Origin of the sequence: Corallococcus sp. AB045, from assembly GCF_003668895.1 — a bacterium.
Taxonomy (GTDB): domain Bacteria; phylum Myxococcota; class Myxococcia; order Myxococcales; family Myxococcaceae; genus Corallococcus; species Corallococcus coralloides.
In genome coordinates this window covers 1-15252 of record NZ_RAWN01000129.1, presented here as the reverse complement: position 1 = coordinate 15252, position 15252 = coordinate 1, and the positions used below count along the sequence as shown (strand labels likewise).

General features: G+C 67.5%; 11 protein-coding genes and 1 pseudogene. 3 read left to right on the top strand and 9 right to left on the bottom strand.

Annotated features, from left to right (window positions below; genetic code table 11):
- Positions 1 to 56 precede the first annotated feature (56 nt).
- Positions 57 to 716, bottom strand: coding sequence for a hypothetical protein (locus tag D7Y21_RS26895; protein WP_120565762.1), 660 nt, complete (start codon positions 714 to 716; stop codon positions 57 to 59).
- 168 nt (positions 717 to 884) lie between these two features.
- On the opposite strand from D7Y21_RS26895, the gene D7Y21_RS26890 reads away from it, so the two are divergent.
- The gene (locus D7Y21_RS26890; protein WP_147443314.1) at positions 885 to 1214 is read left to right on the top strand and encodes a hypothetical protein; all 330 of its coding nucleotides are present in this window, start codon (positions 885 to 887) and stop codon (positions 1212 to 1214) included.
- Positions 1215 to 1306: 92 nt separating this feature from the next.
- Here the strand turns inward: D7Y21_RS26890 and D7Y21_RS26885 are convergent, their stop codons facing one another.
- Positions 1307 to 1582, bottom strand: coding sequence for a hypothetical protein (locus tag D7Y21_RS26885; protein ID WP_147469387.1), 276 nt, complete (start codon positions 1580 to 1582; stop codon positions 1307 to 1309).
- Positions 1583 to 1738: 156 nt separating this feature from the next.
- Here D7Y21_RS26885 and D7Y21_RS26880 point away from each other — a divergent pair, with 156 nt between their 5' ends.
- Positions 1739 to 3577 (top strand): glycoside hydrolase family 15 protein, encoded by a 1839-nt coding sequence (locus D7Y21_RS26880; RefSeq protein WP_121716553.1) that lies wholly within the window; start codon positions 1739 to 1741, stop codon positions 3575 to 3577.
- A 58-nt stretch (positions 3578 to 3635) separates the two neighbouring features.
- On the opposite strand, the gene D7Y21_RS26875 is transcribed toward D7Y21_RS26880, so the two are convergent.
- Together D7Y21_RS26875 and D7Y21_RS26870 are read right to left on the bottom strand one after the other, a co-directional pair.
- Positions 3636 to 6104 (bottom strand): phosphoketolase, encoded by a 2469-nt coding sequence (locus D7Y21_RS26875; RefSeq protein WP_120565758.1) that lies wholly within the window; start codon positions 6102 to 6104, stop codon positions 3636 to 3638.
- Between the two features lie 13 nt (positions 6105 to 6117).
- On the bottom strand, positions 6118 to 7182 hold the full coding sequence (locus tag D7Y21_RS26870; protein ID WP_121716551.1) for a class I fructose-bisphosphate aldolase: 1065 nt from the start codon (positions 7180 to 7182) through the stop codon (positions 6118 to 6120).
- A gap of 214 nt (positions 7183 to 7396) precedes the next feature.
- On the opposite strand from D7Y21_RS26870, the gene D7Y21_RS42320 reads away from it, so the two are divergent.
- Positions 7397 to 8911 (top strand): Cof-type HAD-IIB family hydrolase, encoded by a 1515-nt coding sequence (locus D7Y21_RS42320; protein WP_199735496.1) that lies wholly within the window; start codon positions 7397 to 7399, stop codon positions 8909 to 8911.
- 271 nt (positions 8912 to 9182) lie between these two features.
- On the opposite strand, the pseudogene D7Y21_RS26860 reads toward D7Y21_RS42320, so the two are convergent.
- The 5 genes and pseudogenes from D7Y21_RS26860 to D7Y21_RS26840 form a co-directional block, all read right to left on the bottom strand.
- Positions 9183 to 10338, bottom strand: a pseudogene (locus D7Y21_RS26860) (serine/threonine protein kinase).
- Between the two features lie 159 nt (positions 10339 to 10497).
- Positions 10498 to 12306, bottom strand: a complete 1809-nt coding sequence (locus D7Y21_RS26855) for a serine/threonine-protein kinase (protein ID WP_121716549.1) — start codon at positions 12304 to 12306, stop codon at positions 10498 to 10500.
- The gene (locus D7Y21_RS26850; protein ID WP_120565745.1) at positions 12303 to 13172 is read right to left on the bottom strand and encodes a DUF2381 family protein; all 870 of its coding nucleotides are present in this window, start codon (positions 13170 to 13172) and stop codon (positions 12303 to 12305) included. Before D7Y21_RS26850 ends, D7Y21_RS26855 begins: the two co-directional genes overlap by 4 nt.
- A gap of 100 nt (positions 13173 to 13272) precedes the next feature.
- Positions 13273 to 14028, bottom strand: a complete 756-nt coding sequence (locus tag D7Y21_RS43000) for a DUF5953 family protein (protein ID WP_120565744.1) — start codon at positions 14026 to 14028, stop codon at positions 13273 to 13275.
- Complete coding sequence (locus tag D7Y21_RS26840) at positions 14025 to 14942, bottom strand: DUF6310 domain-containing protein (RefSeq protein WP_120565885.1); 918 nt, start codon at positions 14940 to 14942, stop codon at positions 14025 to 14027. Before D7Y21_RS26840 ends, D7Y21_RS43000 begins: the two co-directional genes overlap by 4 nt.
- Between the last annotated feature and the right edge of the window lie 310 nt (positions 14943 to 15252).

Below are 15252 nucleotides of genomic sequence, written 5' to 3'. Positions count from 1 at the left end.
CTCGCCGCATCCTGGCGTTGAGGAAGAACGGGTGGCCGGAGCGGCGCGCGGAGGCATCAGGGGGCAGCGGGCCGGGTGGGTGGCACGCAGGTGTTGAGGGAGTAGGGGCGGCTGCGCGCGCACCAGTCCGGCCGGCCCGCGCCGGTCCAGGAGAGGACGAGGTCGGAGGCACCTCCTCCCTGGATGTCTCCAGGCCAGGTCTCCACGCGTTGGAGGCCCTGGTCCGCGCTCCAGCGGTGCAGCTCGATGGGCGGCCCGTCGTGGAGCGTCGAGAGCACGAGCGCCACCGTGTGCTCGGGGCCGCAGAGGACCCGGGGCACGTGGCGCGGGCCCCGGTAGACGGTGGCGCGGTGGACCTCCGTGCCCTGTTCAATCCACACGTGCTCCAGGTGGGAGTCCCCGCTCTCCCCGGTGGGGCCGGAGAGGACGAGCTCCGCGTCGCCGCACCACTCCTTGACGCTGGTCTGGGCGGGCAGCGTCGCGCGGACCGCTCCAGAGCGCGTGTCGACGAGCAGGCTGTCCCCCTGCATCACGTTCACGAGGGCCAGCTCCCCGTGAGGGCTCGCCGAAGTGAAATAGACGCCCTCGATGCGCCGGGAGCCCGCCGTCATCACGGAGTCCACCCGGCAGGAGTTGTTCTCCCAGTCCATCCACTTGCAGGTCCTCACGTGGCGGACGGTGGCGGAGCCCACGGCTTCGGTGCTGTCGGACTCCACGCGCCGGCCACACGCCGCCGCGAGCAGCAGGCAGGAGAGGAGGGCGGCACGGTGGGGAAGGGGCTTGGGGCGCGGAGGCGCTCCTTGGCCTGGGACTCCTGGTTTGAGCTGAGGCGGACGCCCCGTAGGATGAGAGCCTCGTCGGTGTCGGCGATTCATGGAGGAATCATGTCAAAAATGCTCAAGGGATTGTTCGCGGCGGTCCTGCTGGTGGGCTGTGGTGGCACGGAGGCGGATGTGGATTCGCCGGCCGAGCTCGCGTCCCGGGAGGACGCCATCAACGTCTGTAACGTGGGGGCCGCGCCCTATTCCCTCTGCAATGGGGGCAACGGGGTCTGCGTCTATCCTTCGGCGAGCAGCCGCAACGCGGATTGCCGCCCGAAGTGTGGCCTCGCGTGTGGAACCAGCGCCGACGAGTGTTGCATCGGCTATGGCCCCCTCAATTTCTGCGAGATGAACCGGGGCTGCGGCGGCGGGCAGGGGCCCATCATCGACTGAGCTCCGGGCCATCAGGAGCGACCCGTTGGGGCACGCCGCGGTCCGTCTCCGCGACGTGCTTGCCCTGAACTGGCGCCAGCATAGAACACCATTCAGAACCTCTGTGCCGGCGTACCAGGCCCTGGCTTCAGCACGCTCTTCACCCCCAGCTCGTTGCCGAGTATCCAGAAGAGGTCGAAGAGTTGCTCCAACTCGAAGGAGATTCCTTCGCCTGCGCGTGGGGCGAGCGGGTCGCGGTCCCCGATGCCCACGGTGGGATCCGGCACCCGGCCAAAGGGGGGAATGCTCCCGCCCTCCACCGGTGCCTCGCGTAGCGCCTCGGAGTGGGCCCCGCGACACAGGATGTGCAGGGCCACCGTCGAACTCATTCAGGCCAAGCCAAGCGGTCGCGCCCCCACCCGCGACAGGGGCTCCTCGCCCCCGGAGCACCAGGCGGTCGCTCTCCCTCCGCCGCGGCGGTTGCGCCTCCGCGCCCCGGGCGCCAGCGTCAAGAATTGATCATGAGGCATACGGGAGCCAACGCAATGGCGGAACAAATCACGCAGAAACAGAAGGCCCAGAAGCCTGTCGTCCCGGCGCAGCTGGGAATCCAGACGAACCGCAGGATCGAGGACCACGCGCTCATCGGAAACATGCGCTCGGCGGCGCTGGTCGCCCGGGACGGGACCATCGACTGGTTGTGCTTGCCAGACTTCGACTCGGACGCCTGCTTCGCGAGCCTGCTCGGGACGGAGGAGAACGGCGAGTGGGCGCTCGCACCGAGGGAGCCCATCCAGAAGATCACCCGCCGCTATCGGAAGGACACCCTGATCCTCGAGACGGAGTTCACCTGCGCCTCGGGCTCCGTCCGGTTGATCGACTTCATGCCCGTCAGCCAGGAGTTCCCCAGGATCGTCCGGACCGTCGTGGGGGTGAAGGGGACGGTGGCGATGCACTCGAAGCTGACGCCACGCTTCGCCTTCGGCCGCTCCATCCCCAGGGTGGAGAGCGTGGGCGGCTCGCTCCGTGCGTTCGCCGGCCCTGACGCGTTGTTCGTCCGGCGCACGGACAGGGATACCGCGTCCCCGCTGGTCTCGAACTTCGAGGTGACCGAGGGCCAGCGGTTCTCCTGGGTGATGAGCTGGAACTACTCGTGGTTGGATCAGGTCCCGCCGAACCTGGATGCGGACCAGGCCGAACAGGAGACCCACCGCTACTGGACCCAGTGGGTGTCGAAAATCGTCCCGCCGCCGAGGTACCGCGACGAGGTCGTCCGCTCCCTCATCACCATCAAGGCCTGCAGCTACGAGCGCACGGGCGGAATCGTGGCCGCGCCCACCACGTCGCTCCCGGAGACGCCGGGAGGCGAACGCAACTGGGACTACCGCTTCACGTGGCTGCGCGACGCCGTGCTCGCGCACAACGCCCTGAACCGCGCGGGCCTGAGCGATGAGGCGTCCTCGTTCTGGAAGTGGGTGATGCGTGCCATCGCGGGAGACCCCGCCCAGATGCAAATCATGTACGGAATCCGAGGCGAGCGCCGCCTCACGGAGTCCACGCTGGACTGGCTCGACGGCTACGGTGGCGCGAAGCCCGTGCGCATCGGCAACGGGGCCTACAACCAGTTCCAGCTCGACGTGCTCGGCGAGGTGGCCGCGGTGCTCTACGCGGGCGCGAAATACTTCGGCGAGGTCGGCCCCGTCGCGCAGCGCGCGCTGCTCAACGTCGCCGAGCACGCGATGAAGGTCTGGCAGAATCCCGACAAGGGCATCTGGGAGATGCGCGGACCCAATCGCCACTTCACCGCCTCCAAGGTGGCCGCGTGGGCGGCGCTCGACCGGGCCATCAAGGCCTCGGATGAGACGAAGATGTCGGCTCCGATGGAGCGGCTGCTGGAAGCCCGAGAGAGCATCTTCGAGGAGGTCTGCGCGCAGGGGTTCAATCGCGAGCTGAACAGCTTCGTGCAGTACTACGGCGGCAAGCAGATGGACGCGAGCCTGCTCTACATCCCGATGACCGGCTTCCTTCCGGCAACGGACCCGCGGGTGGTGGGCACGGTGGAGTGCATCGAGCGCGAGCTGCTCCAGGACGGGCTGGTGCTCCGCTTCAAGCCGGACGCCTCCGGCTCCGTGGACGGGCTCAGCGGAGAGGAGGGCACCTTCCTCGCGTGCTCGTTCTGGCTCTCCGACACGTACCAGATGATGGGGCGCTTCGAGGATGCCCGGCGGCTGTTCGAACACCTGCTGTCCTTGAGCAACGACCTGGGCCTGCTCGCCGAGGAGTACATGCCGAAGCTGCACGCGCAGTTGGGCAACTTCCCGCAGGCGTTCAGCCACTTCTCGCTCGTCAACGCGGCCTACATCATCACCGAACCCCGCGCATGACGCGGCTCCCGGGCGTTCTTCGAAGGCCCGGGAGCTTCATGGCGCGAGCCCTCAGTCCTCAGTCCGGCCAGGTCCAGTCCGCGACCTCGGGCCGGTCCCGGCCGTGCTCGTGCGCGTAGGCCAGGTTGTCGAGGATGGCGTTCTTCATCTCCTCCTTCAGGTGCCCCGCCTTCGCGTGCAGCCCGGGCACGCGGTCGATGACGTCGATGACCAGGTGGTAGCGGGACGTCTCGTTGAGGATCGCCAGCTCGAAGGGCGTGTTGATGTTGCCCTTCTCCCGGTAGCCATGCACGTGCAGGTCTTCGTGGTCGATGAAGCGATAGGCCAGCTTGTGGATGAGTGACGCATAGCCGTGGAAGCTGAAGATGATGGGCTTGCCCGGCGGGAACAGGCCCTGGAGCTCGCGTTGAGTGGACCCGTGCGGGTGATCCGCCGACGACTGGAGCTTGAACAGGTCGACGACGTTGACGAAGCGCAGCTTCAGGTTCGGTGCGCGCGCGCGCAGGATGGAGGCGGCGGCCAGGGCCTCCTGCGTCGCGACGTCACCGCAGCAGGCCAGGATGACATCCGGCTCCGCGTCTTCGTCCGTGCTGGCCCGCTTCCAGATACCGAACCCCTTGGCGCAGTGGGCGACGGCCTCGTCGATGCTGGTGAACTGCAGGTGCTTCTGCTTGTCCGCGACGATGACGTTGACGCAGTCGGTGCTGCGCAGGCACTGGTCCGCCACCACCAGCAGCGTGTTTGCATCCGGCGGCAGGTAGATGCGCGTGACCGTGCCGGACTTGTTCGTCACCAGGTCGATGAAGCCCGGGTCCTGATGGGAGAACCCGTTGTGGTCCTGACGCCACACCGTCGAGGACAGCAGGATGTTCTCCGAGGCAACGGGCGCCCGCCATTTCACGTGGTTCTTGCTGATGTCCAACCACTTGGCGTGCTGGTTGAACATGGAGTCCACGACGTGGGCGAACGCCTCGTAGGTGTGGAAGAGGCCGTGGCGCCCCGTGAGCAGGTACCCCTCCAGCCAGCCCAGCAGCGTGTGCTCCGACAGCATCTCCATGACGCGGCCGTCCCGCGCGAGGTAGCCCCCGTCGGCATCCTCCGGCACCATGCTGGCCATCCACGTCTTCCCGCTCACCTCGTAGATGGCCTGGAGCCGGTTGGAGGCGGTCTCGTCCGGACCGAAGACGCGGAAGCTCGTCGGGTTGTCGCGCATGATGTCGCGCAGGAACTCGCCGAGCGGCTTCGTGTTCTCATGCAGCGTGGTGCCGCGCGTGCCGACCTTGACCGCGTAGTCGCGGAAGTCAGGCAGCCTGAGCGCCTTGCGGAGCAGGCCGCCGTTGGCGTGGGGGTTCGCGCTCATCCGCCGGGCCCCCTTGGGCGCGAGCGACCGGAGCTCCGGCATCAGCCGTCCCTCCGCGTCGAACAGCTCCTCGGGCCGGTAGCTGCGCATCCAGTCCTCGAGCGCCTTCAGGTGCGCCGGGTTGCCTCGCACGTCGCCGAAGGGGACCTGGTGTGAGCGCCAGGTTCCCTCCAGCTTGTGCCCGTCCAACTCCTTCGGACCGGTCCAGCCCTTGGGCGAGCGCAGGATGATCATGGGCCAGCGCGGACGCGTCGGAGTGTCCGTCAGCCGTGCCGTCTTCTGCAGGGCGCGGATCTCCTCGACGGCCTGCTCCAGGGTCTGCGCCATCTTCTGGTGCATCTGGGCCGGGTCGCTGCCCTCGACGAAGTAGGGCTTGTAGCCGTAGCCGACGAACAGCGCCTCCAGCTCCTCCGGGCTGATGCGGGAGAGGATGGTCGGGTTGGCGATCTTGTACCCGTTGAGGTTCAGGATGGGCAGCACGGCGCCGTCCCGCACGGGGTTGAGGAACTTGTTCGAGTGCCAGGCCGTCGCGAGCGGCCCCGTCTCGGCCTCGCCGTCACCCACGACGCAGGCGACGATGAGGTCCGGGTTGTCGAAGGCCATGCCGTACGCGTGGGAGAGGCTGTAGCCCAGCTCGCCGCCTTCGTGGATGGAGCCTGGCGTCTCCGGGGTGACGTGGCTGCCGATGTGCCCGGGGAAGGAGAACTGCTTGAAGAACTTCCGCATCCCCTCCGCGTCCATGCTCTTGTCCGGATAGACCTCCGAGTAGGTGCCCTCCAGGTACGCCGGCCCGAGCACGCCCGGGGCGCCGTGGCCCGGCCCGGCCACGAAGATGACGTCGAGGTTCTGCTCGACGATGAGCCGGTTCAGGTGGACCCAGGTGAACGAGAGCGCCGGGCTCGCGCCCCAGTGGCCGAGCAGCCGGTGCTTCACGTCCTTCGGCACCAGGGGCCGGTGCAGCAGCGGGTTGTCCTGGAGGTAGATCATCCCCACCGCCAGGTAGTTGCACGCCCGCCAGTACGCGTTCATCAACTCGACTTCCCGGGCGGTGAGCGGTCCTCCGCCCCGGGTCCGCTCGCGGCCTGGAGCGGAGGGCCCCTGGCCGTGCTCCCTGGCGGACAACGGCGACCCATACTCCGACGCTTCCGTTCCTTCGGGGTGTGCCATGACATGCCTCCCATCAGTGGTGGGTGTGGAGTGTGGATTCGGATGGGGCGAAACCCGCTTCGCCCTCCATGTCCGCGCTGTACGCGCCCTGGGCCGCCGCGCTGTCGCACCAGGCGCGGTGGTGGAACGCCCGCTGGGCGGCGGGCACCTGCGCGCCCTGGCCCCGCCAGGCTTCGAGCGCCTCGTCCTGCAGCGCGCGTCCGTAGGAGAAGCTCAGCGTCCAGGGCTTCGGGCCTTCCAGCGCGTTGATGGCGTTGAGGTGCTCCGTGGCCAGGACCGCGTCCTGTCCGCCGGACAGGAAGACGATTCCGGGGACCGCGGGCGGCACGTGGCGCGTCAGGACGCGCAACGTCGCCTCCGCCACCTCCGCCACCGGGACGTGCCTCGCGAAGCCGTGGCCAGCGGTGATCATGTTCGGCTTGAGCAACATCCCTTCCAGGGACGCCCCCGCGGCGAAGAGCTCATTGAAGACCGCCTGCAGCACGCGCCCCGTCACGTCCTCGCATTGCTCGAGCGCGTGCGCGCCCTCCATCAGGACCTCGGGCTCCACGATGGGCACCAGGCCCTGCTCCTGGCAGAGGACGGCGTAGCGCGCGAGCGCATGTGCGTTCGCGTGGATGCACGCCGCGGTGGGCAGCCCGGCGCGGATGACGAAGACCGCGCGCCACTTGGCGAAGCGCGCGCCCAGCTCGCGGTACTCCTTGAGCCGCTCGCGGAGCCCGTCGAGCCCCTCCGTGACGGACTCTCCCGGCGCGCCGGCCAGGGGGTGGACGCCGGCGTCGACCTTGATGCCGGGGATGATGCCGCGGTCCGACAGCAGTTTGACCAGCGGAATGCCAGCCGCGCTGTGCTGATGGATCGTCTCGTCCTGCATGATGGCACCGCCGATGAACTCGGTGATGCCGGGCGTACTGAAGAGCAGCTCCCGGTAGGCGCGGCGGCTGTCCGCGGTCGACTCGATTGCGCGTGCGGTCAGGCGCTTCGTGATCGTGGAGACAGTCTCATCCGCCGCCAGGATGCCCATTCCGTTTGCAATGATGGCTCGCGCGGTTTCACCGAGCCCTGGCATCGTCGGCATGTGTTCCTCCCATTCCCTGGAGGGAAACCTGAGGGCGTCCCGATGCGCAGACAACTGGCGGTGGGGCGCCTGGCAACGGGTCTGCCTTTGAGCACCGGGCTGGATGGTGCGGCCCACGTCGCGATGCCATCTTGATGCAGGCCCCCACTGTCACGGATGACGCCCGGTGTGCGGACGCGGCGGCGAGCGGGCGGGCGGGCAGGCGGAGACAGCCATGACCATCAAGTTGCTCATCGCGGACGTCGACGGGACCATGGTGACGCGGGACAAGGTCCTCACCCCGCGAACCTGCGAGGCGGTCGCCCGGCTGCGCGCCAGCGGCATCCAGTTCACCCTGACGAGCGGGCGGCCGCCGCGTGGGATGGCAGCGCTGGTGGCCCCGCTGAAGCTCACCGCTCCCCTGGCGGCCTTCAACGGCGGCGTGTACGTCAAACCCGATCTCACGACGGTGCTGGCGCAGCGGACCCTGCCGCCCGCCATTGCCAGACAGGCCGTCGACTTCATGCTCCAGGCGGGCCTGGATGTCTGGGTCTACCAGGGGGTGGAGTGGTTCCTCCGCGCCCCCGAGGCCTTCCGCGTGGCGCGCGAGCGGAGCAACGTCGGGTTCGACCCGGTCGTCATCGCGGACCTGCACGGCGTGCTCGATGCAGTCATCAAGCTCGTCGGGGTGAGCGAGGACACGGCGCGGGTCGCGCGCTGCGAGGCGGAGCTCGCCTTGCGGTTGGGCACCGACGCGTCGGCGGCGCGTTCGACGCCCTATTACGTCGACGTCACGCACCCTGAAGCAAACAAGGGGATGGTCGTACGCGAGGCCGCGCGTCTGCTCGGGCTTCCCCTGGAGCAGATAGCGGCCATCGGGGACATGGCCAACGACCTGCCCATGTTGAGCATCGCCGGCATGGGCATCGCCATGGGCAACGCCAGCGCGGAGGTCCAACGGCCCGCGCGCCACGTCACGCGCACCAACGAAGAGGAGGGGTTCGCCCACGCGGTGGACACCTTCATCCTGGGCCAGCCGCCCCTCGCACGGACGAAGCTGGGGCTTCCGCCGCGCGCGCGCGCCTGCCTCTTCGGCCTCGACGGCGTCCTCACCCAGACCGCCAGCCTCCACGCCCGGGCCTGGAAGCAGCTGTGCGACTACTACCTGCGGCAGCGGGCGCGGTCCTCGCGGCAGCCCTTCATCCCCTTCGACCTGGTGCGCGACTACAGCCGCTATTTCGACGGCAAGCCGCCCCTGGAAGGCATTCATGCGTTCCTCGACGCCCGCGGCATCGAATTGCCGGAGGGCACGGTCCACGCGCTGAACGACCGCAAGGGAGAGCTCCTGGTGGAGCTGCTCCGGCAGGAGCGGGTGGAGACGTATGAGGGGACGGTCCGCTACGTCCAGGCGGCGCGCGCGGCGGGACTCCGGACCGCGGCCGTCTCCGCGAGCAGGCACGGCGCGGAGCTGCTCCAGTCAGCCGGCATCCCGGACCTCTTCGACGCGCGGCTGGACGCCACACAGCCCCCCGAGCTCTACCTCGCGGCGGTCCGGGCTCTCGGTGCCGACGCCGAGGAGGCGGTCATCTTCGAGGACACACCCGTCGGCGTCGCGGCCGCGCGGGCAGCCCACTTCGCCTATGTCATTGGCGTCGACAGGGTGGGCCTGCCCGCCGAGCTGCGCCGCCACGGCGCGGACCTCGTGGTGGCGGACCCCGCCGTCCTCCTCGGGCAGGACGAGGCCTCCTGAAGGCACGCCTCGTCCCACCTATCGCCCGAGGCGCGGGAGAAGAGATTGCTGGGCTTCTCGGGATGGAGGCGGCGGGAATCGAACCCGCACCGGGCGGTGCGAAACTCCCAGCAGGATCGCGCCCTTACCTCGCTGCCGCTCGGAGCGACCCGGATTCGATATCCCGCCGCATGACCTGTTGTCCCGCCGTGTTCCATCCCATGCCGCAGCTTCATGCGACATACGTGCAACATGGCGGGACTGGAGTTGAGCCTCCTCGCAGGCAGCGTGGCTAGTTCGTGCTGATCTCGTCCTGGGACACCTGGAGGCCACGGGGGCGCCGCATGCCCAGCTCGACCATCACCTCGCGGGATCGCTTCGCCATCTCGTGCAGCTCCGACACCGCTTCCTTCCGACCGTAGGCGTCTCCCTCTCCGAGCCAGCGGCGCAGGTCCGCCGCCAGTTCCCTCGCCGTTTGGTAGCGGGCTTCCGGGCGGGGCTGGAGGAGCTTGCGCAGAGCCAGGCCCAGTCCCTGCGGAAGCGGCTCCGTCAACGCTTCCAGGTCCGCTTGCGAGTAGGTCGCCGCGCGCCAGATTGCGTCCTCCACGCCAACAGGGCTTCCAGCGAGCCGAGCCCGCCTGACGGCACGTCGGACCCGCACGCGCTGCCTGACTGAAAGCGAGTCCTTCACCTCTTCGGTCAAGGCGTCAGGGGCATCGAGGAGGTTCTTCCCCGTCGCGAGTTCAAGCAGGACATTGCCAAGCGCGAAGAGGTCCGCTCTCGCATCCACGCGGCCCGTCAGGAGCATTTCCGGGGAGGAGTAGAACGCATCCCCCCTGCGGCTGGCGCACCGTGGACGAAACGCGGCCGGGCAGGTCCGACAGAGCGAGCCCGAAGTCGGAGACCTGCACGTCACCGTTCCAATCGACGAAAATGTGCTCAACGTCGAGCGCCCGGTGGACGATGTTGAGGGGGCGCCCCTGTTCGTCCTTTGCCTCGTGGGCATGCTCCAGGGCCTCGGCGACGCGCGCCCCGATATGGAGGGCGAAGAGGGGAGAGAACCGGCGACCGCACTCCCCCGAGAGCGTCAACAGGGTGTTGATGCTGTGCCCCGACGGATGCTCGGTGATGACGTACCAGCACCCCTCCGCCTTGTGCAGCCCATGGACACGGAGGATGCCCGGATGGTCGAGGTACGTCGCGAGGCGCACCTGCTCTTCAAGCTTCGCCCGTGCCCGCTTGATGCGAGGCAGCTCCATCAACTTCGGAACGCCCACAGCCTTGAGCAGCACCTTGCCTCTGATATTGCCCTCGGAAGTACGGCGCCGGGCCAGCAGGAGACTCAACCCGTGGTGGACCTCTCCCAGGTCTTCGCGGAACTCGTACTGGAAGCCATCCCGAGTGAAGAGAATCGCCCCGCGTGGAAGCCTGAACTCACTTTCCGACATGCTCTTTCCTCCTCTTCGCGCAGGCATCCGACGGCCGACGCGTCGTGGACGACGTTACCTGTGGGATGGGCCATTGTGGAACGACCCTGGGAGGTCATGTCGAGTTTGAGGAGGAGGGGACGAAATCAAGCACCTACCCACCACGTCGCCCGGGCGCGCTCAGGGCCAGCGGTCCACCACTGTCCCGGAGCCTCGATTGACCGCCATCACCTTGCCGTCCTTGAACGCCACGGCAGTTCCCTCGTGCACGAAGCAAATGGGGTACTCCTCCTGCCCCGGGAGCTTCACGCGGTCGTACCGGATGACGAGTGCCGGCCCCTCCGCACGCCCCATCTTGTCGGAGAGGTAATAAGCCTTGCCGTAGAAGCGTGTGCCCTTGGGGGCGACCGCCGCCTGCCGGTCATTGTTGACGCCTTTGGGGACCACCCCCACCACCTCCGCGCCAGCGGTGAACCATACATTGTCAAAACCCGCTTGGCGCTCATCGAGTTGAAGGGAGAATCTGTCCCCTTCCTCCCAGTGAAGTTGCTCCCGCATGGCCTCTTCCGCCCCAGCCGGGCAGGTGAAGCGCTCTGGACGGATCTGGGCACCCGGACAACCCGCCGCCAGCGCCGCGACGAGCGACAGCGACGCGCACTCGACGGCGGCAACGGACTTCTTCGGCAGGCGGGGCGCACGTCCTGGGGGCGAGGCTTCGGGGGCTGGGGTCTTCAAGGCGGATCCTTCCTTCGGGGTAGCAGAGATGGATGGCCCCGGGACTGTCACGGACGAACGGCCAGCAGGTGTCATAGCAGGAGGGGGTGTCTTGGGCGGTGCGGAATGGGTGGTGGCAGCAGGAGGGCGTGGGGCTACGGCGTCGCGTGACTTGGCAGGCCCGCCGGGGACGCTCCCTGACGAGCGCCAGAGGGCCGCGGCCATGACGAGCGCGACGATACAAACGACGCCTGCGAGCCACCTCCCCGCGCGAAGCGGTCGCTCCATCATGGCCACATGCCGCTTGAATGATTGCGGCGTGGAAGGCATTGCCAGTGCCGCAGGTGTTGGCCCTCCGTGACGTTGTTCAGCGGGTGGATGGGCCGGCACGTCATACTCAGCGGAGCGCTCGGCACGGAGATCCGCCAGTTCGCGGCGCAGCGCCTCGGTATCGACCGGACGCCCCTTGGGGTCTCGGGCCAGGATGGTCTCGACGAGGTCGCTCAGGGCCGCTGGCACCCGCGCATTCGCCAATCGAGGGGGCGGCGGTGGGAGGGCAGGGCTGTTCAAGTCGAAGCGCGGACGAAACTCCGTCGGGCGTGGGTCGGTCAGTAGTTCATGGAGCATGACGCCGACCGCGAAGATTTCGTCGGCGACCTGGAAGGCGTAGCGGGCCCGGTGCTCGTCCTTGTGCTCGCGCAGGAACTTGAACTGCTCGGGCGCACGATAGCGGTCTGTCCCTGGAGGCAACCCCCCATCCGTCAGGTCTTCGGCGAAGGTGTAGGTCGCGCAACTGAAATCGATGATGACGGGCTCACCGTCGCTCTTACGGATGAGCACGTTGGACAGCTTCAAGTCCCGATGCAGGATGCCCCGGCGATGCATGTATGCCAGCGCACCGGCGATCTTCTCGAAGACCCCGAGGATTTCGCGAACGGTCGGGTGCTTACGCTCCGCCCACTCTGCGAGCGTCCAGCCGTCCACGTAGTCGAGTGCGAGGTACAGGTTCCCACTCTCCGCCAGGCCGTACCCCTGCGGCCGGACGATGTGGGGGTTGTCCAGCATGAGCAGCGCCGTCAACTCCCGCAGCGTCCGGGCATGGGTCTGCTTGGGGTCGCCGCTGGACTCCCGGTGCTGGGCCACCTTGATGGCCCGGTGCCTGCCGTTCTTTTCGCCAAGGAAGACGAACGCAAAGCCTCCGTCACCGAGTGGCTTGGAAACCTGCCACCCGTCAATCAACGTACCGGGCGGAACGTGAAGCAGCGTCGCGCTCATTGGGCATCCTCCGCGGCGGGCTTCGGGAAGCGCACGTCTGGAATCGTGAGCCGACGCTCCCCATCACCACGCACCTCCAGGGTGAAGACGAGGTCTGCTTTCGTCTTGGGTACTTCCACGACCGCCAGCACTCGCCCGTTCTCCCCCGGAAGGATTGCACCCGGCTTCTCGGCTACGAGTCGCGCCCGCAGGGGCATGCCGACTCGCCCCACGAACATCGCTTCTCGTGGTGTCCAAGCGGGATGGTCAGGGCGGTTCACAATCTTCACGTCCGCCAGAATCCAACCGGCGCCCCGAAAGGCTACAATTGAGTCCAAAATCAACCCCTGCACAGCATCAAGCGTGCCTTTGCTGCTGGACGTCGTGACGCCCTTCGCGTCCACGTAGCCGAGTAGCACGAAGTCTTCCGGCCTCGGCGCCGGGACTTGAGCCGTGGGCTGGCAGGCCGTATTCGGCGGCTCAGGGCGCTGCACATCGATCCGAGAGTCCACTTCGGCCGGGTCGGTCACGAGCACGAACGCTGCCCGTGTCGGCGCTCGGCCGTCAGCGAAGAAGACCCCGATCTCTTGACGCTCGCCCGCAGCGAGATTGGCCACGGGCTGGACGATGACGGAACGCTCGCCCGCGTCCAGGACGCGGATCCGCGATTCATCAAAGGTCAGGGTCTTCTTCTGGATCGGCGAAGAGAAGAGGAACACCGTCGGGGTGTCCCCCGCAACGCGGACGATGGGCAACGGTTCGGCGGACGTGCTGGCGATGGCGACGGAACGTTCCCGCCTGCCCCGTGCACCCGGTGCCGGCTCAGCCCTCGTAGCAGCACCCCACACGAGCGCGAGCGCGAGAGCCAATCTGAAAGGTTGGAGCAATGGTGCATGACCTCCCGGATGGGAAGGCTACCATCGCCGATGTCCGCGCAGTGGGGCTCTTTCCTACAGCCGGAGCGATGCACCGGGCTCCTGACTCGGGTCAAGGCGCTGCACGTCCGCCGATCTCGGGGAACCGCTCGTAGGTCCGCTTGAGTGCATCCAGGTGGGCGGGGTTGTCGTATGCGAGCGGCTCAGCCGTGAGCTGCACAACCCACCCATTCGACGCCGTACGCCGCGCCCGCGTGAGCAACTCGGCATCGCGAGCAGGATCCGGGAACCCGATGGTCTTCGCTGTGGCAGCAGACCAATAGTTCAGCCACCCAAGGAACCAGGGAGTCGCAGGCGTGGGGAGCTTCTCTGGAAGGTTGAGCATGGGAAGCCCACGGGGTGAGCGCTCCGGTCCATGAGGCGAACGGCGAAACTGCTGTGCGACCTCCGAGCCGTAACCGTATGGCGAAACATGCCCCCAGTACGCGTGAGAGCCCTCGGCCACGGCCTCAATCACAGCCGCCGCTGCCGCGATCGCGGGTGCGTCCAGTGGTATTTCCGCATGCACTTCAAGCCGCGCTTGTCTACCCGGGCTGAGGCGCCCCGACCTGCCCCTCCCCGAAATCGTCACGGGGTAGCTCTCATCCCCGTTGCACAAAAGGGGGAATTCCCCGTCTTGTGTCATTTCCGCGAGCCATGCGTCGCGATGCGGCAACGCAATGAGGGGGCCGCTCTCGGGGATGTGCCACGCCAGGCGCAAACCGGGAAGTGCCTTTTCCATCCCATGGATGACATCCAGCGTGCGGCCATCGTTGCCCACGAGTGCGGGCGCGTAAACGATGAGGGTGAGGGAATCAGGCGTGGTCATCGTTTGCACCCTGTGACGACGACATCAAGTAGGGGATCTGCTTCAAGCAACGCGTCCTTGTGCGCTTGGGTACTCACCCCAATCACGTAGCCATATCCGCATGCCGCCGCCGCGTCTTGCTCCTTTTCTATCTGCGCCAGCTCCTTCTCGATCTCCCGCCTCCGGATGAAGTTGGAGTACGTGTCGAATTGATGCGTCTTGATCTCCCAAAGCTTGCGCACGCCGACTTGCAGCGCATCGAAGCGCACACCACCAACGAGCACGTCCATCCCGGGGTAACGGTTGGGTGGGAATTTGTCGGCACATTCATTGTGTGGGTCATCCTCGCCCGCGTGGGGCACCGGAACAGGTTCGCAACTGGCGCGCCCCGTCCGGTCTACGGGCACAGGTGGCACCGGGGGCTGCCAGTCCTGCCCCGCTGGCTCGGGCTTCAACCTGGGCTTGCGTTGCGCTTCAGCTTCCCGGGATGCCACCTTCGTTCCTCGCGAGGTCCCTGCTTCCTCGGGGTAGGCGTGTCGTAGCTCATACGCGTCCAGCGCTTCTTTGATGGCGACGCCGACCACCACCACTCCAAGCACGATCACGGCTCCCACGGCAATCTCAGGAGCCGCCAGCACGCAGAAGCCGATTCCCACGGCAGCGGCGTCAGCGGAGGCGACCGTGCATCTTCCCGTGGTGTCGTGGAACTCGAGCCGGTCATGGTCGAGAGTCCGATAGCACTTCTCCACCAGCACAGGCCAAGGCTGGGAAGCCTCACGGACGACGCACCGCCCCCCGTCAGTCCACGGCAGCGCCGCCGCACGCTGGAGATTGGCGATCCTCGGGTTCCGGGACGCGCGCTCTGCTGGGCTCGGTGCCGACGTGGCGCAAGCCGAGAGGAAGAGTAGGAGTGCGGCGTAGGCGCGGAGTCGCATGGTCACGTCCTTTCAGGCGAGCCAGCGAGCTGCGGGGCAATGCTGGACGCATGTGGAGCATGCCAGTATTCATTAATTCCATGAATAACACGAATACAATGGATATCATGAGGGCGCTGAGGCGTGGCCCGGAGCGCACCGGCGTGCGGCCCATGGGCTCCCCGTCAGCGTCCCTCACTTCCCGTTCTGCTCCCGCCCGCTACGCCGAAGAGGGCTCCTGGCCTTCCCATGCTCTCTCGGGGGGAGGGGCAGGGTGGGCAAGCCGCCGGGGCTGGGGACGGGGGAGTCGCCGGACATGGCGGTATGGACT